The sequence below is a fragment of the Alcanivorax limicola genome (assembly GCF_019931215.1).
GTDB lineage: Bacteria > Pseudomonadota > Gammaproteobacteria > Pseudomonadales > Alcanivoracaceae > Isoalcanivorax > Isoalcanivorax limicola.
On sequence record NZ_JAIOUB010000001.1, the window covers coordinates 1,118,202 to 1,142,711 of the forward strand.

Consider the following 24,510-nt stretch of genomic DNA (forward strand, 5'->3'; position numbering starts at 1 on the left):
TTTTTATAACTCGCTGCAGGACGAACCAAACCGGAAGCAACTGTAACACCGGTGATGGCGCATCATGATGCGCTCATCGAGACTTTCCCGCAGTGTACTGCCGAGATCGTAGTGCGGATCGTCGTCAACCAGCGTACAGGCGTACACCCGCATGCGACCCTTGTCCTTGACCACCATGCGGCTGAAGGCACACATGAACTGCGCGCGCGTTGCCTCGCTCTGGTAGGTCGTCATGCAGTGTTCGGTAATGTGCGGCGTTTCGCGCTCGGTGCCCGGGGGTGCGAAATCGGGAAACGACACCAGATGCGTGTCGTCCGGGAGGCCGTATTGGCGAAACAGCGCGCGATAGGCCGCCTCTTCCTTCTCGGTGTCTTCGTCTTCCGACCACTGGCGTGCCAGTGACACATGGAAACCCAGATCATGCAGCGCACGCATGGCACGAAACGATTCATCGAACGTGCCAACGCCCCGGCCCGCTTCATGGCGCGCAACGTCCGGGTAGTCGATGCTGATGCGGAACGACACCGGATGCGGCGCTTGCGCCAGGTGAGCGATCTGATCCAGACGTCGCAACAATGGCCGTGTGCCGTTGGTCAGCACCAGGCAGGGACGGCGGGCGCTGGCATATTCGAGAATCTGCGGGAACTGCTTCGCCACAAACGGCTCGCCGCCAGTGAAGGAAAATTGCGCCACACCCAGCTCACAGGCCTCGTCGATCAACGGCTGTACATCTGCCAGCGTGGTCAGCCCCAGACGGTCATCGCCGGGCTTCGAGCCCTCCAGGCAGAAAGGACACGCCAGATTGCAGGCCGTGCCCGTGTGGAACCACAGCTCTCGCAGGGCCGGCGCTTCGATGTAACCGCGCGGCTCACCCCCGGGTGTGCGAAACCAGTCTTGCGTCTTGATCAATTGCATCATTCAACCTTTACACACAATTCAACCTTTACAACAGTCGCTCAACAACAGGCCGCTGCTGCACCGTCACGTTGCGCACCGTCGTTGAAGGGCAGCGCGGTACCACATCCCTCGAAGATGCCGTAGTGGGTGTCAAAATTACCCACGAACTCGAAGTGCTCGGCAAAGCGGGTGGCCTTGAGCATATGCCAGGTGTTGCCGCAGACCGGAAACACCTTGCCACGTTCGATCTGGTGATGTGCATCCAGGTGAAACACCTGCGGCGAGCGCGCCACCGTGCCCCGGTAGATCACCGCCTGACCGTAGTCCTCGCAAGCCGGCTCGAGCTGGTCCAGCTTGAACAGCCGCCAGGTGGCAGAGTAGAACCGGGCCGGCGCCAGCTTCCCGGCGATGGCCGGATTCTCGATGGTGATGGGCCGGTCTTCCACCAGTCGTGGATCGCCAAATCCTGCGGTTTTGGCCAGGTTCAGGAAATCGTTCCAGTAGAGCGCCCCGGACAGACACTCGCCATACAGCACCGGGTCCTGCATCAGTGGTTCCGGGATACGGCGGTCGGCATACACATCAGAGAAATACATCTCGCCACCGGGCTTGAGCACCCGGTGCACCTCACGCAGCACCTGCGCCTTGTCCGGGCTGAGGTTGATGACGCAGTTGGACACGACGATATCGAAGTAGTCATCCGGCAGCCCCAGCGCGTCGAGCTGCTCGATATAGCCCTGCCGGAACGACACATTGCTGCTGGCGTGGCCGAACTGCTGACGATGGTAGTCCTTGTGACGTTCGGCCACCTCAAGCTGTTCGACGGTCATGTCCACACCAACCACCTCGCCCTGCTCGCCCACCAGCGCGGAGAGCACGTAAACATCCCGGCCACTGCCACAGCCGAGATCCAGTATCCGCATGCCTTCCAGCTGCTGCGGCGCCACCAGCCCACAGCCGTAATAGCGGGTGATCACCTCGTCATGCAGCTGCGCCAGCACCGGCTTGAGCCAGTCAGGCGGTATCTGATCACAGCAGGCATTGGTTTGCAGATCGTCGCTGGATTGCAGCGTCTGGCCGTAGTATTCACGTACTTCATCGCGCATTGCGGGGTCGCTCCTGCTCAATCATCGTTCTTGCTGTTGCCATGGGGACTCGTACAGAGATGCATCATGTCACGATTTGTGGCATCTGAAGACAGTGTGAACGACAGAATGAAGAGGCGCTGTGAAGACAGCGCCAGCATACGTGCTGGCGCAAGAGGGAATGACGGACAGGGCCACCCGCTGGCGGGCGACCCGAGGGGTATCTCAGGCGGGCTGTCGGCTGCCCGGATCCGTGCCGCCGCCGGGGAAGGACAAGCGGAAGATCTTCCAGGTCGTGGTCCCGAACTGACGGGCCAGTGAACCCTCGTTGTAGGGAATGCCATAACGGGCCGCCAGCGCCTTGACCCGTGGCGCGACCTCCGGATACCGGTTACTGCACATGTCCGGGTACAGGTGATGCTCGATCTGATGGCTCAGATTGCCGGACAGGATATGGAACAGCCGACCACCGCGGATATTGCAGGACCCCAGCATCTGCCGCAGATACCAGTGCGCCCGCGTCTCCCCTTCCACCTGCTCCACGGTGAAATTGTGTGACCCGGCCGGGAAATGACCACAGAAGATAATGGTGAAGGTCCAGATATTACGGATGATATTGGCGATAAAATTGGCACCTGCCACCAGTGCAAACACCAGCCAGGGCGACTGCGGCACCACGAATGACAAGGGCACCGCCACGAGCAACGCCGCACCCGGCCACATCACGTAATCCTTGATGACCTGGCCGCGCACCTTGCGGCCGATATGTTTCAGCGTCGGCAGTACCTCCCGGAGTGTCTTCTTACCCTTGAGGTGATCATCAATGGCCTGCTCATGCAGCGCTACGCCTTCTTCGAAAAACAGCATCAACAGCACAAAATACAGCGATTGAAACAGATACATCGGATGCCATTTCTGCAACGGCGTCACACGCATGATGCCGTAGCCCACATCCAGATCCTTGCCCACCACATTGGTCCAGGTGTGATGCACCACGTTATGTGACTGCATCCAGCGATCCGATGGGCTCATGGTGTCCCACTCCCAGGTATTGGACTGCACCTCCGGGTCTTTCATCCAGTCCCACTGGCCGTGCAACACATTGTGGGCGATTTCCATGTTCTCCAGGATTTTTGCCAGCCCGAGCATCAGCGTGCCCACACCCATGACCAGCAGACAGGGCCACCAGCCCGCCAGCGCGTGCCCCCAGGCGGGCAACAGGAACAGTGACAGGTAAATGATGATACGCCCCAGCACCGCCATGCTGCGTTGTGTCTTGATCAATCGCAGGATGTACTTGCGGTCGCGCTCGCCACGCGATGCCATTACTTCCTCGCGAATCGCATCCAGCTCGCGGCCCAGTTCGGCGATCTGGGCGTCGGTCAGATTCACAGGCAATTTTGCAGTTGTCATGCGGTTATTCCTCTAACAGATCAGGCTCACAGATCCAGCTCGCAATCGCCGGCCGCCGCACATACACACGTTTGTACCGTGGCACCCACCTCGTTGATGACGGCGCCATTACGCAAGTCCCGCACACAGCCGGACAGCAATGTCGTATTACAGGTATGACAGATACCCATACGGCACCCGTGCGGCGGGTTCATACCGGCATCCTCCGCCACGCGCAGCAGGCTGGTATTACTGTCCGCCTCAACCTCGGCACTGCTTTTGGCAAAGCGCACCCTGCCACCCACCGCATCCACAGGCACCCGGGCAAATTCCGCCCGGAAGCGCTCGATGTGCAGATGCGCGCCACGCCCGGCTTCCTCGAAATGTTCTGTCAGGGCAGCCAGCAGTGCCGGTGGTCCGCAGGCATACACCTCACGCTCACGCCAGTCAGGACACGAGGCCGCCAACTGCGCCGCGCTGAAGTAGCCCGCCCCTGCCTGCGCGGCATCCGGCACCTCATCAATATCCCGGGTGAATTGCATGAGCAAATTGTATCGCTCGTGTTTTGCCGCCAGTTGCTCCAGCTCCTTGCCAAACACCACATCAAATCTGTGTGGCGCATAATGCAAATGCACGGTGTCCGGCAGGCGCTGCTGTGCAATCAGGCTGCGCAACATGCTCATGGCCGGCGTGATGCCGCTGCCAGCGGTAATGAACAAGGGCAACACCGGCTGCGCATCCGGCAGGTAAAAATCGCCCTGGGGTAACCCTACCGGCAGGTAGTCGCCCACTTTCAGGTTGCGCACGATATGGTGGGAAATACGCCCCCCGTCAATCGCCTTGACGGTAATCGTGAAACAGCCGTCATCGCGTTCCGGCGGAGAGGAAATGGTGTAGGTGCGGGTGTAATGCTTGCCCTCCACCGGCACACCGACTCGCACATGCTGCCCGGCCCGGTGGCCCCGCCAGTTCAATCCGGGGCGCAGTGTTACCGTGCGGGCGTCACGAGTTTCATCCCAGACTGCCTCGACCCGCGCCTGCAGCTTGTGCGTACTCCATAACGGGTTGACCAGTTCAACGTAATGCGACGTGCGCAACGGGAAAGCGAACATATCCGTCACGGTTGTCAGCCAGTGCCAGGGCGACCGGGCGGGACGTTCCGGCGGTGGCATAGCGGGAGCAGGTGCCATTGTTTTCTCCTTTTATTGTTCTTGACTGCATATTCCGAACTCCATAGTGGTCAGGAGCACCGGATGCTGTCAAAAGATAAATGCCCGCTTTACATAGCGTTACCCGCGCTGACAAATCCCACGCTGTCCTGTAAAGACAAAATTCAGACAGTGGCGATCGGTTGCGCCACAACATTCACTTGAAAAAAGAAAATATCACGCGTCATTATCACGTCAAAAAATGGTTACTTATTGTTATTAAAGAAGAATTTTAAATATTACGTAAAAACCTGTAGTCTGGTTTCAAATACTGATCGGGTGAAAATAATGAAATTTCTTCAGCATCTATCCCTTACCTCGGCGGTTACCTCCTCGTTTGTCCCGGCTGCCGCATTGTTACTGAGCGCCTGCGGCGACACCCCGCGCGAAGCCGCCACTCTCTCGTCGCTGGAAGAAGATGGCGTTCTCAAGGTTGCCACACGTAACGGTTCAACGACCTATTACCTGGATCGTCACGAGCGCGCCATCGGCCCGGAGTACGATCTTGTTTCCGCCTTTGCCCGGGATCATGACTGGGAAGTGGAATGGCTCATGCTGGACTCCACCGCAGACGTTCTGCAGGCCCTGGAGCAAGGCACCGTCCACCTGGCTGCAGCGGGACTCACGCACGGGTCTGCCCGCGACGCGCGCTTCGTGCAAGGCCCGGCCCATACAGAGATCAAACAACAACTGGTCTGCAACCGCGAGCTCCGCCCCATTCCTCGCAGCGCTGCGGATCTGCCGCGACTGAACACCCACGTCACTGCCGGCTCAAGCTATGCCGACACACTGAAAACACTGCAAGAAGCCGACAGCAGCATCACCTTTACCGAGAGCACCCGTCACAGCACCGAAATCCTGCTCTCCCAGGTGGCCAACGGCCGCATCGACTGCACTGTCGCCGATTCCAACATCGTGCAGGTCACCCGCCGGTACTGGCCTGCGCTGGAAATCATTGCTGACCTGTCAGAAGGTCAGAATCTGGGCTGGTATCTGCCACAGGGCAATGACAGCCTCGCCACGACCGCCCACGGCTGGATGAAAAGCGGCGCCGGAGATGCCGCAATCGCCGCCATGGAAAGCCGTTACTACGCCTATATCAGCGACTTCGACTTCGTTGATCTGCGTGCCCTGAACCGTCGTCTGGGCGACCGCCTGCCCAATTTCCGCCGCCACTTCACCCGCGCTGAGGAAAACACCGGCATGCCCGCCGAACTGCTGGCATCCCTGGCCTACCAGGAGTCACACTGGGACCCGGAAGCCCGCTCCGCCACCGGCGTACGCGGGCTGATGATGCTGACCCAACGCACCGCAGAATCCCTCGGTGTTGACCGCCTTGACCCACCCCAGGCCATCGACGGCGGCGCCCGCTACCTTGCAGACCTGCACGCGCGCCTGCCCGACACCATCCCGGAACCCGATCGCACCTACCTGGCCCTGGCCAGCTACAACATCGGTCGCGGCCACCTGCTGGACGCCCGCCAGCTGGCCCGCAACCTGGGCAAGAACCCGGATTCCTGGGAAGACATGCGCGAAGTCCTGCCGCTGAAAGCCGACCCGCGCTACTACCCGCAAACTCGCTACGGCTACGCCCGGGGCTACGAGCCCGTGCATTACGTGCAACGTATTCGCAACTACCAGGATGTGATTGCGACCGGCTTTGAATAGTTAACCAGGCTTAGCGTGACGGCCCTCGGGGGGCGAGGGCCACAACCACCACGCCAACAAAGAATGGCCCCCTGTCAGGGCACAAGAATCCGGGCAGTATCCAGATAGACAGCACCAGACTCCAATACGGCGTCGGTGTCCGCCGTCTCCGAGGCCACATGCACCGCCTCGAGCACATCAGCCAACTCGACCACTTCAGCGCGTATTTTCGCCAACGCATTTTCCAGCGTGTACGTCAGCTGATGTACGTTGTGCATGTCCTGCGGGCTGAGCGCACCCTGCGCCAGAATCGCCGCCAGCTGCTTGTTGTACTCGGACATGTTGGCCACCGCGTCCGCCAGCGTATCCGCTGGCTTGCCTTCAAAGTGATCGGCTCTGTCTGCCAACACTGCCGGGCTGGCTACCAACAGCACCAGACCGACCACACGCATACCCCATACCTTGTTCATCGTGCCTCCACACAAACGGGCCCGGAATGGGCACTTCCGATAATGATAATGCATATCACTACCGTTTAGAAAGGTGCCGCACCAGGCAAGGCAAGACGACGCAGCTCAGTCGGTCTGTTCCAGCGCTTTCAGTCGGGCATAGATCGCCTCTGCTTCCTCGGTCATCAGGGAATAACCGCGAATGTCGCCGTTGCGCTGCAACGTCATCGCCTGCTGGAGTTTTGCCTCATAGGCTTTCTGCAGCTTCTTTTTCGGATCAGTACGAAGAAATCCCAACATTGTCGGCTCCTGATGCGGTGACGTCTGAGCATTCCATTGATGGGCTCAATGGAAACCACACCATAGGAACAGATAGTGCGTGCCACCGCCGTGAAATCCCGCCGCAGCGGATGGCCGGTAGCAGGCTCGGCAACGTGCGCTGGTACTGCTCAGGCCACTTGCATTCATGCAAGAATATCCACGTACCTCAGGGTGAACGGGATCAAGGACCATGGTGCCACGCACGATCAGGGAAGAGCTGGAGCTCGCCCGCGCCCACATGTTTGTGGGCCGCGAAAAACAACTGCACCATTTCAACACGCTGATTGCGCCCGACAGCGCACTGCGCGTGTTGTATATCTATGCGCCCGGCGGCACGGGCAAAAGCCAGTTGCTGGCCGAATACCAGCGCCAGGCACAGCAACAGGGCGTGCAGGCCTGCTATTTCGATGCGCAGAACCTGCCCGGCACACCCGACGACCTGGACCGGACATTGCGGCGCCCGCTCAACACTGGCGATGAGGACAAGCCAGCGGTGTTGCTACTGGATACCTTCGAGCGCATTGCCATGCTGGAAGGCTGGTTGCGTGATCAGTTTCTGCCGTCCTTGCCCACCCATGTCCGTACCGTCATCGCCAGCCGCAACCCGCCTTCGCCGGAATGGTGTGCCGACTGTGGCTGGGCGCAATTGATGCGCACGGAAGCGCTGCCGGATTTTGACGACGAGGAAACCCGACATTTTCTGCTGCGGCGCCAGCTGCCCGTGGCACTGCATGATCGTGCCCGCGAACTGGCCCATGGCAATGCCCTGGCACTGGCACTGACCGCCGATCTGCTGCTGCGGGACCCGCATCTGCAACTCACGGACGACGCCCGGGAGCCCCTGCAAGCCCAACTGATTTCACGGCTGCTGCGCGACATCGATGTGCCCGCGCAGCGTCTGGCGATACAGGCCACCGCGCTGGTGCGTGCGCTCAACGAACCCATGCTGGCTGCCATGACCGAGCGCGAAGACGCGCCCGCCCTGTTCGACTGGCTCCGACGGCAATCGTTTATTCGCCAGGGCGAGCGTGGGCTGATGCCGCACGATCTGGTGCGCAATGCGATCATCAGCGATCTGCGGCAACGCAATCCGCAACGTTACGAGACCCTGATTGCCCGCGCCTACGGTGAAACCATTCGCCAGATTGCCAGTGGTCTGCTCACCGACCACGAACAGTGCGCGCTGGATCTGTTCTATATCCAGCGCGATACCTTTCTGGTCAGCCAGGCCTATCGCCTGGATCAGGAACAGGTGTGCTACTGCGACCGCGCCACCGAGGCGGACTGGCCACTGATCTGCGCCATGGTGGAGCGCCATGAAGGCGCTGAGGCGCGCCAGCATCTGGAGCACTGGCATGCCCAGCAGCCCGAGGGGCTGGTGGCCGTGCGCGATCGCAATCTGTCACTGGTCGGCTTTCTGTTCAGCCTGGATGTGACGCGCGTCGATCCCGACGCGGCGCGCACTGATCCGGTGTTGCAGCCAGTGCTGGACTTTCTCGCGGCGCAACCGGACCTGCCGCCACACCATGCGGCGCTGTTGACCCGCTTCTGGATGTCAGCACAGGAATATCAGGCCATCTCCCCCGTACAGACGCGCATCTGTGCCTACCTGTTGTTCCGCACCCTGACGACCCGCAACCTGGCCTACATGTTCCACCTGCAACCGGCGCACCCCGCCTGGGAAAAAATTTCCGAACAGGGGCGGCATCAACCCCTGCCCGGTGGGCGCCTGGACATTGCCGGCCACCAGCGCCAGCTGTACGTGCATGATTGCCTGGCCATCCCGCCGCTGGTCTGGATACACAGCCTGCACGAACGGTTGCGCGCACTACCCGCCCAGCTGGATACGCCGCCGCTGCTGGATCAGAACGGATTTCAGGAAGCGGTCAGGCAGGCGTTGCGCGCCTATCATGCCCCGGACAAGCTGCGCAGCAATCCCCTGCTGGGCAGCCGCCTGGTCACGCACGCGGCCGAGCAGAGCTGCGACCCGGCATGCCGGGCAGAAGCCTTGCGCAATCTGCTGGCACAGACCTGCACACAACTCACGCGGGAAGGCGGCAACGGCCATCACGAAAAGATTCTCCAGCGCACCTATCTGCACCCCGCCGCCAACCAGCAACTGGCCGCCGAGGCACTGTCGATGTCCGAACGCAGCTATCGTCGCCATCTGGCCCAGGCGCTGACCCGCTTGAGCCACGCTCTGTGGCAGCGCGAACAGAAACTTTAGTACCAGAAACAACGCCGAAAAATCGTACAGAAATGGCCGGAATCTGGCCTGTGCCGTGGCCGCTTCAGCGTCTTCAATAGCAGGAGGTTACGACGCTCACTCTGACAAGGATTTCTCCATGCCAAACCAGACTCTGGTTCACACTCCGTCCCTGCTTGCTTACACCGATCAATGGCGACCGATCGCCCTGGCCCTGGCCGCCGCCGGGCTGTTGCATGCCGGCACAGCCCGTGCGGATATCAGTTATGATTTTGTTCAGCTGGACTACCTCGTTGATGCCGAGATCAGTGGCGGCTCGGACGATCTTGATTACAGCGGCTTCGGCATAGAAGTCATGGCGGAAGTCGTACCGCAGTTTTTTGTTGCCGCACGTGCCACCAGCGCCGAAGTCGAGCTATCCGGGGCACCCGGCGTCAATCTGGACTTTTTCTCTTTCGGTGGCGGCGGCTACCTGCCGCTGATGCAAGGCAACGACAGCCGTCTCGACGCGTATGGCTCCCTCACGTATGAAGAATTTTCCCTGGCGGAGTTCAAGAGCTCCGGCGGCTACGGCATAACCGCGGGGCTGCGCTGGTTTCCGACTCATCAGATTGAAATCAATCCGTCGGTGGCCATGGTGGACTATGGCAGCCTCGATACCGGTGGCGGCAAGCTGGACGTCGACGGGTTGCGCTATGGCGTGCGCGGCCTCTTTCACGTCACTACCACGCTGGCCTTAGGGCTGGGTTTCCATTTTGAACGTCTGGATGCCGATGCCGATGATCTGGACATTGACGAGATCCGCCTCGGGGTGCGCTGGCACTATTGAGCACATCCCGTGCAACTGGATCCCGTACGATCCATGCGCCAGCTGACCCCACAGGCTGGCGCCCTGACGAGGATGTCACTATGACGAAGCCTATCCACACCAATACATGGCGCCCAGTCACCTTGGCGCTGGCCTCCGTCGGGCTGCTGCATGTCGGCACAGCCCATGCGGATATCAGCTATAGTTTTGTCCAGCTGGACTATCTCGTTGACGGTGAGATCAGTGCCGGCCCGGACGACCTTGATTACCGCGGCTTCAGCCTGGAAGCCATGGCAGAGGTCGCACCGCAGTTCTTTGTTACTGCCCGCGCCACCAGCGCCGAGGTCGACGTCTCAGGGGGGACGGACCCCACCCTTGGCGCCTTCTCCTTCGGCGGCGGCGGCTATCTGCCGCTGATGCAGAATAACGGTAGCCGTCTGGACGCCTATGGCACCCTGACCTATGAAGAATTCATCCTCGCTGATTTCAAAACCTCCGGAGGCTACGGCATTACCGCCGGGCTGCGCTGGATGCCGCTGCCCCAGCTCGAGATCAACCCCGCCATAGGATTCGTGGACTACGGCAGCTTCGATTTTGGTGGCGGCAACAAAGTAGATCTCGACGGGTTGCGCTACGCCGTGCGTGGCCTGTACCACGCCACGCCCCAGTTCGCCGTGGCGCTGGATTTCCGCTTTGAACGTCTGGATGCCGATGGTGATGATCTGGACACGGACGAGATCCGCCTCGGGGTTCGCTGGAGTTTCTAACGCGATACACGGCAGGAGACAGGTCCCCGTCCCCGGCGAAACAGGCGCCCGCTGAGCTCAGCGGGCGCCTCGCCTTACTGCTGACGAAACTGCCGCGGGGACATACCCGCCCAGCGCCGGAAAGCGCGGCCGAAATTGGAGGGATCGCTGTAGCCCAGCTCGCTGGCAATATCCTCGACCGAGCGCGTCCTGTCGCGCAACAGATCCACCGCCAGCTCATGACGCAGCACATCAGACAACGCCTTGTAGGTGGTATTGGCGCGCGCCAGATGACGGCGCAACGTACGCACGCTGATATGCATGGCATCTGCCACACACTGCTGCGCGTTGTCCTCTCGCAGAAAACGGCGGGCGAGCTGCCGCACCTGAATAATCACGTCATCTGCGCCACCGGCCAGGCGTAACTCTTCCTCACAGCGGGCGGCGGCAAGCATGGCCAGCTGCGGGTCCGCCGTATCCAGCGGCGCCGCCATCCATTGCGCCGGGAAACGGATCACCAGCGCGCTGGCACCCAAATGCAGCTGCCCGAAGTGCAATTGAAAGTCACTGTGCTCTCGCCAGCGTTGGTGGTGCGGTGCTTCGCCGTAAGGCAACAGCAGGTGCACCCGGTGCGCCGGTATCACCCGGAACATCTGCTCGCCGATACTCAGTATCGAGGTCACCAGCGCATCACACACCAGCGGCAGCAAATCATCCAGCGCATGGCGCGCATCAAAGCGCACCACGGTCATGTCGCCGTCCTGCAGCATCTGGATATCGAACAGCCCGGCGCGGGTACGGATATAGCGCACGGCCAGTTCAAACGCCTGCCCCAATGTGCTGCTGGAAATCGCGGCATAACCCAGAAAACCATGGCTGCCGAAATTCAGTGGCTGACCCAGCCGCATGCCCAGATCCGGAGCAGGGTCCAGTTGCCGGGCATTGCGCAGCAGGCGCCGGGTGGCGGTCATGCTGAGGCGGTAACCCGGCTCGCTGAACAGGTCACGACTGAGGCCGGTGCCCGCCAGTAATGCCGACACGGGGTGCGCCTGCCCCATGAACTGACAGAGCATCTCGGCATATTCGCCCAGCAGTACGCCTGCTGCGGGTTCCGATGCGTGTTCGTTCAATACATGTCCCTTTATAGACGGCCCTTAATAGACGGCCCCTAATGACCGATTTATGGAGAAAGATAACCTTCCGCCGTTCTGCCACACAAGTACCATCAGAAAAGCATCAACACAGACATCACAGACTGTCACGGTTTGCGAGGAGGTAACATGACCGGAACATCCGCCAGCACACCAAAACCGCCAAAGGGGGGCGCCAGCGTCGGTATCCCCCCGCGCCCGGTGCACTTTGCGCTGCCCGATGACGCGCCCCGCTACGTCTACGATGACAACGCCACCATGACCCTGTTTCTGGCCGTGCTGTCCGGCTTCTTCCCGCCCGGCGAACGCTTTTTTGTGGAGTCGGTGCGGCATTACCGCGACCAGGTCACCGACCCGGTGCTGAAGGCCCAGGTGGCCGGCTTTATTGGCCAGGAAGCGATCCACGCCCGCGAACACGAGCGCCTGAATGACCTGCTGCAAACCCAGGGCATCAACACCCGCGTCCCGGAACTGGCCGTGGCCACGGCCCTGCGCCTGCTGGAAAAACTGCCACCCAGTCAGCAACTGGCCTGCACGACCTTCATGGAACACTTCACCGCACTGCTCGGCGAGCAACTGCTGACCGACGAGCGCTTTCGCAGCCGCGCCGAGCCGCGCATGCTGCAAATGTGGCTCTGGCACGCCATGGAAGAACTGGAACACAAATCCGTCGCTTACGACGTGTATGAACTGATCGGTAACCGTCGCCGGGAACGTATCCTGGCGTTCCCGCTGGTGGCCACTGTCATGATTCCGGCAATCGCCTTCAGCTGGGGATATCTGATTATCAAGGAGCGCGCCTGGCGGCGTCCGGGTGATCTGGCACGAGGCGCCGGCATCCTGTTCGGACGACGCGGGTTTGTGACCCGCATCCTGCGCAAGATGCCGTTATTTGCCCGCCGGGATTTCCATCCCGCAAAACATGACACCCGGGCACTGGAAGCCGAATGGCAACAGAAGCTGTTCGGCAATGACGGCAGCATGCAGCACATGCTCAAGGCCAGGCATTAACTCAAGACGAGAGCTGATATGACACCCCAAACCCTCCCCCCTGCCGCCATGACCGCGTCGGTGCGCACCCCGCTGGCCGCGCACATCCCGGCACAACTGGATGCGCTGGTGCTGCGTGCCAATGGCCGGCTGACCGATCAGGACAAGGCGCAGGGCATTGATCTGCTGGTGGACGCCTACTGCGACATCATTGATACCACCCTGATCACGCTGCTGGATGACATCGGCACACAGTACGACGTGAAAGCCCTGCAGGACGCCCGGCGCATTGCCGATGATGTGAAAGACAAGGCACGTCACTACGTCGGCTGGGCCGGTGGCCGCATTGCCAGCCGTCGCCTGCCGCCGGTGATTCGCCATTTTCACGCCCTGGTGCATCCGGCCCCGGCCGACGCCGCGCACAGCCACCAGTTGCAGTTACCGATCTCGCCAGCGCTGGCGCACCGGGGTGAAGAGATCATCCTGACCCTGCAGCACGGCACCGCGACGAATCTCGACGAGGGCATTGCCCTGCTCAACCGCATTGTCGAGGAACTGATGGTGCCGCTGGCAACAGAGCCCAAGAACCTGCTGAACTTCAACTTTGTCATCAGCAAGCCTCTGGATGGCGCCATCGCCATGATCCGCGCGCTGATCCAGCGCATGCTGGTGCGCTTCGGGCAACAGATCACCCCGCCGCTGTACCCGCTTGTCGGCAACCATCTCAGCAGCTTCCTGATCAGTCACCGCCCCCAGCGCTGACGCCCGTCTCCCGCAACTTCGGCGCCGGTGTAAGCGCCGGCTGACATGGCAGCCGGCGCATCTCCTACAGGCAAGCCGCAGCCAAGGCTGTATACTTGCGCCCCATGACAGACACGCTACTCACAAGCACACCGCTCTCAGACACGCCACTGGCTGTACTCGAACGCGTCTTCGGCTATCACAGCTTCCGGGGCCACCAGCAGGCCGTCATCGATGCCCTGGTGGCCGGCGACGACGCGCTGGTACTGATGCCCACCGGCGGCGGCAAATCCCTGTGCTATCAGTTACCCGCCCTGTTACGTCCTGGCGCGGGTATCGTGATTTCCCCCCTGATCGCCCTGATGCAGGATCAGGTCGATGCCCTGCATGAGCTGGGTGTCCGGGCCGGCTTTCTCAATTCGACCCTCTCCGGTGCCGAGGTCGCGGCCACGGAACAGGCGCTGCTGGACGGCACCATCGACCTGCTCTACGTGGCCCCGGAACGTCTGACCCAGGCACGCACCCTTGATCTGCTGCATCGCTGCCCGATTGCGCTGTTCGCCATCGACGAGGCCCACTGCGTGTCCCAGTGGGGCCACGATTTCCGCGCCGACTATCTGCAACTGGGGCTGTTGCATGCCCAGTTCCCGGATGTGCCGCGCATAGCGCTGACCGCCACGGCAGACCCGCGCACCCGCCAGGAAATTGCCGAGCGTCTGAACCTGGTACAGGCGCAGCATTTCGTCAGCAGCTTTGACCGACCGAATATCCAGTACCGCATCACCCAGAAACAGAATGCACGGCAGCAACTGCTGCGGTTTCTGCGCAACGAACATCCCGGTGATGCCGGCATCGTCTATTGCCTGTCTCGCAACAAGGTCGATACCACCGCCGCCTGGTTACAACAGCAAGGGTTCAATGCCCTGCCCTATCACGCCGGCCTGCCTGCCGAGACCCGTCGCCGCAACCAGCAACGTTTTCTGCGTGAAGACGGCATCATCATGGTGGCCACCATTGCCTTCGGCATGGGCATCGACAAGCCCGACGTGCGCTTTGTCGCGCATCTGGATCTGCCGAAAAGTGTGGAAGGGTATTATCAGGAAACCGGCCGCGCAGGCCGCGACGGCGAGCCCGCCACGGCCTGGCTGGTCTATGGCGTCGAGGATGTCATCAAGTTGCGGCAGATGCTGGAAGGCTCTACCGGCTCCGAGATGCACAAGCGCAGTGAACGCCACAAGCTCGATGCCATGCTCGGGCTGTGCGAAATCACCAGCTGCCGACGGCATGCCTTGTTGCATTATTTCGGAGAGGACTCCACCGAGCATTGCGGCAACTGTGATGCCTGCCTGAATCCTCCCACCACCTGGGATGCCACCGACGCCGTGCGCAAGGCCATGTCCTGCGTCTATCGCACCGGTCAGCGATTCGGCGTCAACCATCTGGTGGATGTGCTGCGCGGTGCGGATACCGAAAAAATTCGTCAGTTCGGCCACCAGAACCTGTCCACCTATGCCATCGGCAGCGATCTGGACACCAATACCTGGCGCAGTATTTTTCGCCAGCTGGTGGCGCGCGGCCTGTTGCAAGTGGACGTGGAAGGCTTCGGCGCGCTGCATCTGACGGATGCCTGCCGGCCCATACTGCGCGGCGAACGCGACATCGCCCTGCGCAAGGATGTCAGCGAGGCACCTGCCAAACGCGCTCGCGCGTCAGCCCCGGTGTTGCCCGAGGAAGACCAGCCACTATGGGATGCGCTGCGCAATCTGCGCCGCCGTCTCGCCGATGAGCATGGCGTGCCGCCCTATGTCATTTTCAACGATCGAACGCTGATGGAAATGGTGGAACGTCGGCCGCTCAAGGACAACGAGCTGCTCAGTGTGACCGGCGTGGGCGAAACAAAACTGGAACGCTTCGGGGCGGACTTTCTTGACCTGATTCGCGAGCACGAATACCGGGCGTAGTGCGCACCTCGCAACACATATTTCACACAAGTTCACGGGCGCGGGATTTCATTTTCCCGCGCATCTGTGCTTTCCTGTATGCATTATCCCGTACCCGATCCATCAACCAGGAGCACTGTTCCTTGGGAAAGACGCATGCATCCCTGCAACAGCCCACAAGGCTGCAGACAGAAGACGGCACGCCACGGCGCGTGGGTGTTGAAATCGAACTCTCCGGCCTCCCCTTTGACACGCTTGTGTCACATGTTGCTGATTTCTTCAGTGCCAACGCCACCGAGGAAAGCCGCTACGTTCACGCCATCGAATCTGATTACGGCCTCTTCAAAGTGGAACTCGATTCCGATCCGGTCAAGGATTTCGAGATCGACACCGGCGCCCTGCCCGATACGCTTGCCGAGGTCGCCGATGCCGCCCTGGAGTTGATGGACGCTACCGCAGAAAAAATCGTGCCGCTGGAAATCGTCGGCCCGCCAATCGCTTTCACAGACCTTGGCGACATCGAAGCGCTGTGCGTTTACCTGCGCGAACTGGGCGCCAAAGGCAGCCGCCACGCATTGCACTACGCCTTCGGCCTGCAACTCAATCCGGAATTGCCCGCGCTGGATGCCCGCACCCTGCTGGGCTACATGCGCGCGTTCTCCCTCAGCTATGCATGGCTGAAGGCGCGCCAGCAGGTGGATATCAGCCGCAAGTTCACCACCTATATTGGCCCCTGGCCGGATGAGTATGTCCTGCTCATCAACGACCCTGATTATCAGCCGGACATCGACCAGCTGATCGCTGATTACATCCAGCACAACCCCACCCGTAACCGGGCGCTGGACATGATGCCGCTGTTTGCCCACCTGCGCGGCGCACTGATTGAGGACAAGATCGGCGACCCCCGCATCAAGGCCCGACCGACGCTGCACTACCGGCTGCCGGATTGCGACATCGACAACCCGGATTGGTCCTTTGCACACGTCTGGAATGACTGGGTACTGATTGATGATCTGGCCGCCGATGACAGTCGCCTGGCGGCCATGGCCGACGCCTGGCAGGCGCACCAACGTCGGGATATGGACAAGCTGTTATCTCGCTGGGAAAAGGAAAGCGCACAATGGTTGATGTCGCCGACAAGCCCCTGATCGGCGTTGCCGGCCCGACACGGCACCTGTTCGATATACGCCTGATCCGCCTGGCACTGCACGCCCTGGGCGCAGACAGCGTGCATCTTCATCCTGGTATGGACCGGCCGCCCGCGCCCCCTGCGCGACAGATCGACGGCTTGGTGATTGCCGGGGGCGATCACGTTCACCCGCGCCATTATCAGCAATTGCCCCAGGTGAAAGCTGCCTATAATCCGGGCCGCGACACGCTGGAGCTGGCCTTGCTGGACGAGGCGCGCGAGCGCAGCCTGCCCGTCATGGGCATCTGTCGTGGCGCCCAGTTGCTCAACGTACATCGCGGCGGCGACCTGCATCAGAACATTACCCCCATGCGCCGTCACACCCGCCCGCGACGTTTGATCACTGCAGCACAACCCGTGCGTCTGGTGCCGCGTTCACGCCTGTCACGGGTACTGCGCCGCCGACGCCTGGGCGCCAACCGCATGCACAGCCAATCGATTCGTGAACTGGGGGAAGGTTTGCGCGTGGCAGCGCGGGATGCGGATCATTTTGTCCAGGCCATCGAAAACGAAGGGCCGGGACAATGGCAGCTGGGCGTACAGTGGCACCCGGAGTATCTGCTCTACCACCCGGCTCATCGACAACTGTTCCGGGCCCTGGTGGAGGCTGCGCGACGCCGCAAGACACAAGGGAAAGTGGATCTTACGCGACGTTAATCTGGCGCGGCGCTAATCCAGCGTCAGAATAACCCGCCTTCCTGCGGACAGCTTTGCGCCACGAGATTCTGTGAGAGCACAAACCGGTCAGCATCCTGGCGCGCTTCAATGTCGGCCACCATGAGATAGGTCATGCGCCAGTACTGCGGATTCTCATTGAAACGCATTTCAATCGGCAGATCGCCCCGCGGCAACTGAGCTTCTCGCGCGATAATGGTCAGCGTCCGGCCAGACTGGGAAATGCGATATCCCTTGTTGGGATACGCCAGCTCGACACACGCCAGGAAGGTTTTCAATGTGGTCTGCGACGGCTGGCCGATACTGTGAGCAACAGGCTTGTCTTCGTATTCCGACAACTTGTCGTAAATCGTCGTTGTGCGAATGCGTTCCGCCAGGGCAGCGCGGCGTTCGGCCTGCTTTTCTTCCGCCTGCGCCAGCTGCGCACGTAACAGCTCCGCTTCCTGCCGCTGTTGCTCCGCCTCGCGCCATTCCCGTTCGCGACTGCGGCGCTGGGCAACCTGTGCTTCCACCACCGCCCATTCCCGCGCCATGAACACGGCGATTTCACGTCGCTCGGCTTCTTCTCGCTCTTGCCGCGCCTTTTCACGGGCGCTCTCGATCATCTGCTCACAGGCCGGTAGCAACCGCTCTGTCATTTCCGTCGCGTCAACGCGACGCCCCTGGCGCCGCATATCCTGCAAATGCGCACAGGTACCGCGCAGCGCGCCGAGCTGCTGTATCTCTTCATAGGTCAACCCCGCCACCGTCTGCGGCGCCGTGCTGCCACCAAAGCCGCCCATCTCCAGCGGCAGCGATGCGCAGCCCGCCATCAGCAAGGCAGGCAACAGCGTCCACACACGCGCATGTGACATGCGCGCGGCGCAAAGAACACAAAAAAAATGACGCAGTCGATCCGGACGTTGCGACAAAACAGCCTCGATTGTCGTTGGAATAAAACTCGGATCAGGCTTCCTCAGTCACCGGAATCTTGCCGATTTTCGCCTGCCATATCTTCGGACCCGTACGGTGAACGGAAGTGCCCTCACTGTCCACCGCCACGGTCACCGGCATGTCTTCCACCTCGAATTCATAGATGGCTTCCATACCCAGGTCTTCGAATGCCACCACCCGGGAAGCGCGAATGGCCTTGGACACCAGATACGCCGCGCCGCCCACCGCCATCAGGTATACCGCCTTGTTGTCGCGAATGGCGTCAATGGCGGTCTGCCCGCGCTCGGCCTTGCCGACCATGCCGATCAGGCCGGTCTGTTCCAGCATGGTGCGGGTGAATTTATCCATCCGCGTCGCGGTGGTGGGGCCCGCCGGGCCAACGACTTCTTCACGCACCGGGTCTACCGGGCCGACGTAGTAGATAAAGCGATTGGTGAAGTCCACCGGCAACGTCTCGCCCTTGGCCAGCATATCCACCATGCGCTTGTGCGCGGCATCCCGGCCGGTCAGCAACTTGCCGGACAACAGCAGGGTGTCACCGGATTTCCAGGTGCGCACTTCTTCCGGGGTAATGCCGTCCAGATTGACACGCTTCGACTGGCCATCATCGCCCCAGGCGATGTCCGGCCAGGCATTGATGTCCGGCGCCTTCAGGTCGGCCGGGCCGCTGCCATCCAGCACGAAATGCGCATGCCGGGTGGCTGCACAGTTGGGAATGATAGCCACCGGCTTGTTGGCGGCATGGGTGGGATAATCCACCACCTTCACATCCAGCACCGTGGTCAGGCCACCCAGCCCCTGGGCACCGATGCCCAGCGCGTTGACCTTCTCGAACAGCTCCAGGCGCAATTCCTCGGCGCGGTTCTGCGGGCCACGGGCCTGAAGCTCATGGATGTCGATCGGGTCCATCAGAGATTCTTTCGCCAGCACCATGGCCTTCTCGGCAGTACCGCCGATGCCGATGCCCAGCATGCCCGGCGGACACCAGCCGGCGCCCATCTTCGGCACCTGCTCCAGCACCCAGTCCACCACCGAGTCGGACGGGTTGAGCATGGCAAACTTGGACTTGGCTTCACTGCCGCCGCCCTTGGCCGCGACCTGAATATCCACAGTGTTGCCCGGCACGATGTCATAGTGAATCACCGCCGGGGTGTTGTCTTTGGTGTTGGCCCGCTTGCCATCCGGGTCTGACAGCACAGACGCGCGCAGCACATTGTCCGGATGGTTGTAGGCGCGGCGCACGCCCTCGTTGATCATGTCAGTCAGGCTCAAGTCGCCTTCAAACGTGACCTGCATGCCCACTTTGCAGAATACCGTGACGATCCCGGTGTCCTGACAGATCGGACGGTGCCCGGTGGCGGCCATGCGGGAGTTCACCAGAATCTGGGCCATGGCATCCTTGGCAGCGGGGTTTTCCTCACGCTCATAGGCTTCATGCACGGCCTGAATGAAATCTACCGGATGGTAGTAAGAGATGTACTGCAGGGCATCAGCCACGCTCTGGATCACATCGTCCTGGCGAATCACCGTCATCGGTCACTCCAGCTGGGTTCTCGGGGGCGCGCATTATAGCAGAGATGCGCGCGCCAGGAGGACAGCTGCTTGTTTCCGGGAGAACGCGGGCAGGCCAAGTCGCGAATTTACGCTCGAACCTCGAAGTCGTTGTTGTCCGGCACCTCGGCGGGTGCTTTCTGCAGCGTATCGACCCGCGCCCGCGCAGGGCCCTGCGCCATCCAGGCCAACATCGCGTCAAGCGCAGCCTGCTCGCCGCACAACAGTGCCTCGACGCTGCCGTCATCACAGTTGCGCACCCAACCGCGCAGCCCCAGCTGATGCGCCTGCTGCTGTGTGCTGGCGCGATAGAACACACCCTGCACCCGGCCTTGCACCCGAACATGCCAGGCTTTCAGTGTTGTCTCGGCCATGCGCCTTCTCCCGCTGTCAGCATACCTGTCAGCATAATTGTCGCCTGCAATGATGTTAATATGCCGCAGCAACCCTGGCAGTACCCCTTGCAACACCCTTACAGAACCCTCAACACATGCCCTCGCAGGGCAAGGAGACAAGCATGGCCAAGGCATCAGCCCGGCATATTCTGGTGGACAGCGAAAGCGCCTGTAATGAACTGAAGGCAAAAATCGAGGCCGGTGAAGACTTCGCCGCACTGGCAAAGGCACATTCCTCCTGCCCGTCAGGCCGCGACGGCGGCAACCTGGGTTCCTTCGGCCCCGGCCAGATGGTGCGTGAATTCGATCAGGTCGTCTTCAGCGCACCGGTGAACACCGTACAAGGCCCGGTGAAGACCCAGTTCGGCTACCATCTGCTGGAAGTCACCAGCCGCCAGGACTGACAGAGCGCTTCGGGCACCGCGAGTGCCGTTCAGACTGACTGAACTTAGACTGAACAGGCACTCGGGCTGCTCGCCAGGTGGCTCAGCAGCAGATCATTGATGCGCCCGGGACGCTCCAGATGCAGGAAGTGCCCGGCGCCGGATATCTGCTCCACGCGGAGGCCCGCCGGGAAGTCCCGTTCGTTGACCGTGTGGTCCAGCAAGCGCGGGCTCATGCAGCCGTCCTTGCGGCCGACCATGACCAGCGTCGGCACGGTGATCGGGCTGGCCATCCAGGTGCGGGCGTCGCGATGGGCGCTGGTCCAGACCTTGGGCAGGTGCCGGTACCAGCCGAGTGCAGCGCGCATCACGCCGGGTTGGCTGAGGGTCAGTTTGGCCAGTTCCAGCGCTTCGCCGGGCTCCCAGTCCGGTGACCAGCGCCGCCACAACCACTCAATGCCAGCCAGATCGTTTCGGCCCAGTGTCCACTCCGGCACCAGCGGCAACTGAAAGAAATCCATATAGGCGCTGAGCAGCAGCTGCTCGGGCACCCGCAACAAGGCCCCGGGCAGACGCCGCACCGGCGGTATCGCCAGGGTTGTCAGCGAGCTGAAATGCTCCGGCGAACGCGCCGCAGCAAGATAGCCCACCACCGCGCCCCAATCGTGCCCTACCAGATGCACACAGCCGCCGAGCTGACTGGCAAAGGCACAGACATCATCCACTGCCGCGCGCAGGGAATAATCACCATCCGAGGGCTGGCAGCCGGGCGCGTAGCCACGCAACGCAGGCGCCACGGCAAGATAGCCGGCATCCGCCAGCGCACTGACCTGATGCTGCCAGTTCTGGTAACTGTCGGGGAAGCCGTGCAGGAGAATGACCGGCTCACCATCACCGGACATGAGCGCCGGAAAGCGCAATGCATCATGGACCAGTTCAACCTGTTTCACGTACACCCCTCAGATTTTGTGAACATCCGCCCCGGCGGACACCTCAGTCCTTGTCCGGCACGCTGACCAGCTGTTCGCGTTCGCTTTCGTCCTTTTCGCTCAGGAACAGATCTTCCAGGGACAGCGACAGTGGTGCCGCAAGCCCCTCGCGCGCGGCCTGGCAGCGGTTTTCCAGCACCGCTTCCCAGGGGCGCGTCTGCTGCGCGCCGGTTTGCAGCTGTACTGCCGCGGGCCAGGGCGTCATCTGCACCAGATCGGCAACGCTCAGCGTGCGCAGATCGCGAGTCAGCACATAGCCGCCCTCGTCGGTGCGCCGCACCAGAGCGAGATCAATCAGCAGGTTGCGGAACTCATCCCAGCGGGTGGCCCCGGCCGCCTGCAACGTGCGGCGCAACACAGCGGGCCGCAAGACACGGCCACGCTGCTGCTTGTGCCAGAGCACCTCGATCACCCGCAAGAGTGCCTGCAAACGCGGTGCATCGCGGCGATATTCGGTAAACACAACCTGGGTCCGCACCAGCTGCGCGCCCGCCAGCACGATGACCCAGGACACGTAGATCCACAACAGGAACAGGGGCACCGCCGCAAATGCGCCGTAAACCACCTCATAGCTGGGCGCAAAGCGGATGAACAATGCAAAGCCGCCTTTCGCCAATTCGAACAGCACCGCCGCAATGAAGCCGCCCAGCAGCCCCTGCCGCAGCGGCACATGACAATTGGGCACCACCACGTAGAGCAATGTCAGCAGGCCCGTCGTAAACAGCACGGGCAGGATCGCCAGCCACAGGCGCATGCCACCAAAAAGGGCCACGGTATCCGTAACGAACGACGTGGAGGTGACATAGGAGCTGATGCCCAGCCCGGCGCCCAGCAACAACGGGCCAAGACTCAACACCGCCCAGTACATCAGCAGGCTGGTCACCCCCCGCCGCCGCTGGTTGACCATCCAGATGCGATTCATGGCATTTTCGATGGTACGCAGCAGCAGGATGGAGGTGACAAACAGAAATACCGCACCGATCACGGTAAGATTGGTCGCCTGACGGGTAAACTCGCCCAGATATTCTTGCACCTGGGCGCTGGCATCCGGCACAAAATAATCCAGCACCCAGGACTGGATCGTATCACCGCGCTCCTGCAACGCCGGAATAGCTGCCAGAATCGAATAGGTCACGGTCAGTATCGGCACGATGGCGAACAGCGTGGTATAGGTCAGCGCCGCCGCACTTTGTGGCAGGCCGTCCTTTTTGAATTGCGCAGCCAGCAGTCGCACGAAGGTCACCGCCGCCTCCGCGCGCCCACTCACCCGTTGCCAATGCTGCTGCAGACGATCCGGCAGACGTTGCTGGAGACGCTGCTGCAACGTCTTCGCTGGTGATTCGCTCATACTTCCGTTACCCGTGCGTCGACTGTACCCGATGGACTAGAATACCGGCACATCACCTGATTTACCCCACCATCAATTGCCATTGACGCAGAGGGACCATGGCCGGATATACGATCTATCATAATCCACGCTGCTCGAAATCCCGCCAGACACTGGCGCTGCTTGAGGAAAAAGGTATCAGCCCTGACGTGATACTGTATCTGCAAACGCCGCCGGATGCCGCCACACTCAAGCGTCTTGTTCAACAACTGGGCCTGACACACCCGCTGGAGATGGTGCGCAACAAGGAAGCGGAGTACCGCAGCGCAGGATTACAGGCTGACAGTAGCGCGGCTGACGTCATAGATGCCATGGTGCAATACCCGAAGCTGATTGAACGACCCATCGTCGTGCACGGCAAACGGGCTGTCTTCGGGCGGCCTCCCGAGAATGTACTGACGCTGCTGGACTGAACCGTCATGGTGGATAGCAGAAACAGCGCCCGCGCAGAACGCTATGTGCTGGTGCTCTATTACAGCCGCACCGGCAGCATCGCGCAGCTGGCCAGAGAAATCGCCCATGGCTGTGAAAAAGCCGGCGTGCCCGCGCGGCTGCGCACCGTGCCGCCGGTGTCGCCGGTGAGTGAAGCCACGGCATCGGCGGTGCCGGACAACGGCGCCCCCTATTGCTCGGCGGCAGATTTTGCCGGCTGCAGCGCACTGGCACTGGGCTCACCGACGCGCTTCGGCAATATGGCCGCGCCGCTGAAGTATTTCATCGACCAGACCAGCGAACAGTGGATGGCCGGTGCCATGATCGGCAAACCGGCGGCGGTCTTTACCTCCACCAGCAGCCTGCATGGCGGCCAGGAAAGCACGCTGCTGTCGATGATGCTGCCGCTGCTGCATCACGGCATGCTGATTACCGGTATTCCCTACAGCGAGAAAGGCCTGCTGCAGACCACAGGCGGCGGCACACCCTATGGTGCCAGCCACATGGCCGGCACCGACAACATGACCCGCCCCGACGTCCATGAAACCGCGCTGGCGCGCGCTCTGGGCGAACGACTGGCACGACTGGCCCTGACGCTGGGCACCACATCTGGAGAATGACGTTGCTACTGAACCTGACCCGCCTCTTCTATGCGCTGCTGCTGTTGCTGGGAATCGGCGGACTCTGGTGGCTGGCGCCGCCGGACGCGCCCCTGCTGGCAAAGATTTTCATGACCATCGTAGTCTATGGGCCCATCCTGATCTTTGCCCATGGCGTCGTCAGCGGCAGCCCCCGGCTGCTGACCTGGCTGTGTTTTCTGCTGATGTTCTATTTCTGCGGCTATGTGATCCAGCTATTCTATCCGCCTCCCATGGGCATCCTGGCCGCCTTTCGCGTCACCGTACTGGTCGCCTTGTTCATCACCGCCATGCTGGTAATCCGCGCGGGACGGGCTGACCTGGACCGCTGACAGACAACCACGGCGTTACAACGGG

Annotated in this window: 25 protein-coding genes; 13 read left to right on the plus strand and 12 right to left on the minus strand. The window is 61.4% G+C overall.

Annotation, left to right across the window (positions count from 1 at the left end):
• Positions 1–3 precede the first annotated feature (3 nt).
• From K8B33_RS04925 to K8B33_RS04940, 4 genes are all read right to left on the minus strand, one after another.
• On the minus strand, positions 4–918 hold the full coding sequence (locus K8B33_RS04925) for a radical SAM protein (RefSeq protein ID WP_223423968.1): 915 nt from the start codon (positions 916–918) through the stop codon (positions 4–6).
• 38 nt (positions 919–956) lie between these two features.
• The gene (locus K8B33_RS04930) at positions 957–2,003 is read right to left on the minus strand and encodes a methyltransferase domain-containing protein (RefSeq protein ID WP_223423970.1); all 1,047 of its coding nucleotides are present in this window, start codon (positions 2,001–2,003) and stop codon (positions 957–959) included.
• 204 nt (positions 2,004–2,207) lie between these two features.
• Positions 2,208–3,395 (minus strand): fatty acid desaturase family protein, encoded by a 1,188-nt coding sequence (locus tag K8B33_RS04935; protein WP_223423972.1) that lies wholly within the window; start codon positions 3,393–3,395, stop codon positions 2,208–2,210.
• Between the two features lie 26 nt (positions 3,396–3,421).
• Positions 3,422–4,564: a ferredoxin reductase gene (locus tag K8B33_RS04940; RefSeq protein WP_223423974.1), complete on the minus strand. Its 1,143-nt coding sequence runs from the start codon at positions 4,562–4,564 to the stop codon at positions 3,422–3,424.
• 306 nt (positions 4,565–4,870) lie between these two features.
• Between K8B33_RS04940 and mltF the strand changes: the two genes are divergently transcribed.
• Entirely contained in the window at positions 4,871–6,250 is a 1,380-nt protein-coding gene (gene mltF, locus K8B33_RS04945; protein ID WP_223423976.1) for a membrane-bound lytic murein transglycosylase MltF, read from the plus strand.
• A 74-nt stretch (positions 6,251–6,324) separates the two neighbouring features.
• Here the strand turns inward: mltF and K8B33_RS04950 are convergent, their stop codons facing one another.
• Together K8B33_RS04950 and K8B33_RS04955 are read right to left on the minus strand one after the other, a co-directional pair.
• Complete coding sequence (locus tag K8B33_RS04950) at positions 6,325–6,699, minus strand: DUF6746 family protein (RefSeq protein ID WP_211315738.1); 375 nt, start codon at positions 6,697–6,699, stop codon at positions 6,325–6,327.
• A gap of 105 nt (positions 6,700–6,804) precedes the next feature.
• Positions 6,805–6,978: a DUF6435 family protein gene (locus tag K8B33_RS04955; RefSeq protein ID WP_111656105.1), complete on the minus strand. Its 174-nt coding sequence runs from the start codon at positions 6,976–6,978 to the stop codon at positions 6,805–6,807.
• A gap of 211 nt (positions 6,979–7,189) precedes the next feature.
• Here K8B33_RS04955 and K8B33_RS04960 point away from each other — a divergent pair, with 211 nt between their 5' ends.
• The 3 genes from K8B33_RS04960 to K8B33_RS04970 all read left to right on the plus strand — a co-directional run bounded on the left by K8B33_RS04960 (position 7,190) and on the right by K8B33_RS04970 (position 10,780).
• On the plus strand, positions 7,190–9,226 hold the full coding sequence (locus K8B33_RS04960; protein ID WP_223423978.1) for a hypothetical protein: 2,037 nt from the start codon (positions 7,190–7,192) through the stop codon (positions 9,224–9,226).
• A gap of 118 nt (positions 9,227–9,344) precedes the next feature.
• Positions 9,345–10,034, plus strand: a complete 690-nt coding sequence (locus K8B33_RS04965; RefSeq protein ID WP_223423980.1) for a hypothetical protein — start codon at positions 9,345–9,347, stop codon at positions 10,032–10,034.
• 80 nt (positions 10,035–10,114) lie between these two features.
• Complete coding sequence (locus K8B33_RS04970; RefSeq protein ID WP_223423982.1) at positions 10,115–10,780, plus strand: hypothetical protein; 666 nt, start codon at positions 10,115–10,117, stop codon at positions 10,778–10,780.
• 74 nt (positions 10,781–10,854) lie between these two features.
• On the opposite strand, the gene K8B33_RS04975 is transcribed toward K8B33_RS04970, so the two are convergent.
• Positions 10,855–11,889 (minus strand): AraC family transcriptional regulator, encoded by a 1,035-nt coding sequence (locus K8B33_RS04975; RefSeq protein ID WP_223423985.1) that lies wholly within the window; start codon positions 11,887–11,889, stop codon positions 10,855–10,857.
• A gap of 150 nt (positions 11,890–12,039) precedes the next feature.
• Between K8B33_RS04975 and K8B33_RS04980 the strand changes: the two genes are divergently transcribed.
• From K8B33_RS04980 to K8B33_RS05000, 5 genes are all read left to right on the plus strand, one after another.
• Complete coding sequence (locus tag K8B33_RS04980; RefSeq protein ID WP_223423987.1) at positions 12,040–12,921, plus strand: metal-dependent hydrolase; 882 nt, start codon at positions 12,040–12,042, stop codon at positions 12,919–12,921.
• Positions 12,922–12,939: 18 nt separating this feature from the next.
• Entirely contained in the window at positions 12,940–13,662 is a 723-nt protein-coding gene (locus K8B33_RS04985; protein WP_223423989.1) for a hypothetical protein, read from the plus strand.
• A gap of 104 nt (positions 13,663–13,766) precedes the next feature.
• Positions 13,767–15,602, plus strand: a complete 1,836-nt coding sequence (gene recQ / locus K8B33_RS04990; protein ID WP_223423991.1) for a DNA helicase RecQ — start codon at positions 13,767–13,769, stop codon at positions 15,600–15,602.
• Positions 15,603–15,724: 122 nt separating this feature from the next.
• The gene (locus K8B33_RS04995) at positions 15,725–16,729 is read left to right on the plus strand and encodes an amidoligase family protein (RefSeq protein WP_223423993.1); all 1,005 of its coding nucleotides are present in this window, start codon (positions 15,725–15,727) and stop codon (positions 16,727–16,729) included.
• Positions 16,702–17,427: a gamma-glutamyl-gamma-aminobutyrate hydrolase family protein gene (locus tag K8B33_RS05000; RefSeq protein WP_223423995.1), complete on the plus strand. Its 726-nt coding sequence runs from the start codon at positions 16,702–16,704 to the stop codon at positions 17,425–17,427. The genes K8B33_RS04995 and K8B33_RS05000 overlap by 28 nt, the downstream gene beginning before the upstream one ends.
• Before the next feature lie 23 nt (positions 17,428–17,450).
• Here the strand turns inward: K8B33_RS05000 and K8B33_RS05005 are convergent, their stop codons facing one another.
• The 3 genes from K8B33_RS05005 to K8B33_RS05015 all read right to left on the minus strand — a co-directional run bounded on the left by K8B33_RS05005 (position 17,451) and on the right by K8B33_RS05015 (position 20,303).
• Positions 17,451–18,299, minus strand: coding sequence for a hypothetical protein (locus K8B33_RS05005; protein WP_223423997.1), 849 nt, complete (start codon positions 18,297–18,299; stop codon positions 17,451–17,453).
• A gap of 91 nt (positions 18,300–18,390) precedes the next feature.
• The gene (locus K8B33_RS05010) at positions 18,391–19,911 is read right to left on the minus strand and encodes a fumarate hydratase (protein ID WP_223423999.1); all 1,521 of its coding nucleotides are present in this window, start codon (positions 19,909–19,911) and stop codon (positions 18,391–18,393) included.
• Positions 19,912–20,018: 107 nt separating this feature from the next.
• Complete coding sequence (locus K8B33_RS05015) at positions 20,019–20,303, minus strand: acylphosphatase (RefSeq protein WP_223424001.1); 285 nt, start codon at positions 20,301–20,303, stop codon at positions 20,019–20,021.
• Between the two features lie 143 nt (positions 20,304–20,446).
• On the opposite strand from K8B33_RS05015, the gene K8B33_RS05020 reads away from it, so the two are divergent.
• Positions 20,447–20,728 (plus strand): peptidylprolyl isomerase, encoded by a 282-nt coding sequence (locus tag K8B33_RS05020; protein WP_223424004.1) that lies wholly within the window; start codon positions 20,447–20,449, stop codon positions 20,726–20,728.
• Between the two features lie 44 nt (positions 20,729–20,772).
• On the opposite strand, the gene K8B33_RS05025 is transcribed toward K8B33_RS05020, so the two are convergent.
• A complete protein-coding gene (locus tag K8B33_RS05025; RefSeq protein ID WP_317846192.1) occupies positions 20,773–21,657 on the minus strand; it encodes an alpha/beta fold hydrolase in 885 nt (294 codons plus the stop codon).
• 43 nt (positions 21,658–21,700) lie between these two features.
• Positions 21,701–23,044 (minus strand): YihY family inner membrane protein, encoded by a 1,344-nt coding sequence (locus tag K8B33_RS05030; protein ID WP_223424006.1) that lies wholly within the window; start codon positions 23,042–23,044, stop codon positions 21,701–21,703.
• A gap of 98 nt (positions 23,045–23,142) precedes the next feature.
• On the opposite strand from K8B33_RS05030, the gene arsC reads away from it, so the two are divergent.
• Genes arsC through K8B33_RS05045 form a run of 3 tightly spaced genes read left to right on the plus strand, consistent with a single transcriptional unit; the run spans position 23,143 to position 24,485 of the window.
• Positions 23,143–23,496 carry an arsenate reductase (glutaredoxin) gene (arsC, locus tag K8B33_RS05035; protein ID WP_223424008.1) on the plus strand — a complete coding sequence of 118 codons (354 nt, stop codon included), beginning with the start codon at positions 23,143–23,145 and terminating at the stop codon, positions 23,494–23,496.
• Positions 23,497–23,502: 6 nt separating this feature from the next.
• Entirely contained in the window at positions 23,503–24,135 is a 633-nt protein-coding gene (gene wrbA / locus K8B33_RS05040) for an NAD(P)H:quinone oxidoreductase (RefSeq protein WP_223424010.1), read from the plus strand.
• Positions 24,132–24,485, plus strand: coding sequence for a DUF2069 domain-containing protein (locus tag K8B33_RS05045; RefSeq protein WP_223424012.1), 354 nt, complete (start codon positions 24,132–24,134; stop codon positions 24,483–24,485). The genes wrbA and K8B33_RS05045 overlap by 4 nt, the downstream gene beginning before the upstream one ends.
• Positions 24,486–24,510: the final 25 nt, after the last annotated feature.

What these genes read in the sequence shown, in the direction of transcription:
- K8B33_RS04925 (WP_223423968.1), bottom strand. Translation starts at nt 918, where the DNA reads ATGATGCAATTGATCAAGACGCAAGACTGGTTTCGCACACCCGGGGGT.
- K8B33_RS04930 (WP_223423970.1), bottom strand. Translation starts at nt 2,003, where the DNA reads ATGCGCGATGAAGTACGTGAATACTACGGCCAGACGCTGCAATCCAGC.
- K8B33_RS04935 (WP_223423972.1), bottom strand. Translation starts at nt 3,395, where the DNA reads ATGACAACTGCAAAATTGCCTGTGAATCTGACCGACGCCCAGATCGCC.
- K8B33_RS04940 (WP_223423974.1), bottom strand. Translation starts at nt 4,564, where the DNA reads ATGGCACCTGCTCCCGCTATGCCACCGCCGGAACGTCCCGCCCGGTCG.
- mltF (WP_223423976.1), top strand. Translation starts at nt 4,871, where the DNA reads ATGAAATTTCTTCAGCATCTATCCCTTACCTCGGCGGTTACCTCCTCG.
- K8B33_RS04950 (WP_211315738.1), bottom strand. Translation starts at nt 6,699, where the DNA reads ATGAACAAGGTATGGGGTATGCGTGTGGTCGGTCTGGTGCTGTTGGTA.
- K8B33_RS04955 (WP_111656105.1), bottom strand. Translation starts at nt 6,978, where the DNA reads ATGTTGGGATTTCTTCGTACTGATCCGAAAAAGAAGCTGCAGAAAGCC.
- K8B33_RS04960 (WP_223423978.1), top strand. Translation starts at nt 7,190, where the DNA reads ATGGTGCCACGCACGATCAGGGAAGAGCTGGAGCTCGCCCGCGCCCAC.
- K8B33_RS04965 (WP_223423980.1), top strand. Translation starts at nt 9,345, where the DNA reads ATGCCAAACCAGACTCTGGTTCACACTCCGTCCCTGCTTGCTTACACC.
- K8B33_RS04970 (WP_223423982.1), top strand. Translation starts at nt 10,115, where the DNA reads ATGACGAAGCCTATCCACACCAATACATGGCGCCCAGTCACCTTGGCG.
- K8B33_RS04980 (WP_223423987.1), top strand. Translation starts at nt 12,040, where the DNA reads ATGACCGGAACATCCGCCAGCACACCAAAACCGCCAAAGGGGGGCGCC.
- K8B33_RS04985 (WP_223423989.1), top strand. Translation starts at nt 12,940, where the DNA reads ATGACACCCCAAACCCTCCCCCCTGCCGCCATGACCGCGTCGGTGCGC.
- recQ (WP_223423991.1), top strand. Translation starts at nt 13,767, where the DNA reads ATGACAGACACGCTACTCACAAGCACACCGCTCTCAGACACGCCACTG.
- K8B33_RS05000 (WP_223423995.1), top strand. Translation starts at nt 16,702, where the DNA reads ATGGTTGATGTCGCCGACAAGCCCCTGATCGGCGTTGCCGGCCCGACA.
- K8B33_RS05005 (WP_223423997.1), bottom strand. Translation starts at nt 18,299, where the DNA reads ATGTCACATGCGCGTGTGTGGACGCTGTTGCCTGCCTTGCTGATGGCG.
- K8B33_RS05010 (WP_223423999.1), bottom strand. Translation starts at nt 19,911, where the DNA reads ATGACGGTGATTCGCCAGGACGATGTGATCCAGAGCGTGGCTGATGCC.
- K8B33_RS05015 (WP_223424001.1), bottom strand. Translation starts at nt 20,303, where the DNA reads ATGGCCGAGACAACACTGAAAGCCTGGCATGTTCGGGTGCAAGGCCGG.
- K8B33_RS05020 (WP_223424004.1), top strand. Translation starts at nt 20,447, where the DNA reads ATGGCCAAGGCATCAGCCCGGCATATTCTGGTGGACAGCGAAAGCGCC.
- K8B33_RS05030 (WP_223424006.1), bottom strand. Translation starts at nt 23,044, where the DNA reads ATGAGCGAATCACCAGCGAAGACGTTGCAGCAGCGTCTCCAGCAACGT.
- arsC (WP_223424008.1), top strand. Translation starts at nt 23,143, where the DNA reads ATGGCCGGATATACGATCTATCATAATCCACGCTGCTCGAAATCCCGC.
- wrbA (WP_223424010.1), top strand. Translation starts at nt 23,503, where the DNA reads ATGGTGGATAGCAGAAACAGCGCCCGCGCAGAACGCTATGTGCTGGTG.
- K8B33_RS05045 (WP_223424012.1), top strand. Translation starts at nt 24,132, where the DNA reads ATGACGTTGCTACTGAACCTGACCCGCCTCTTCTATGCGCTGCTGCTG.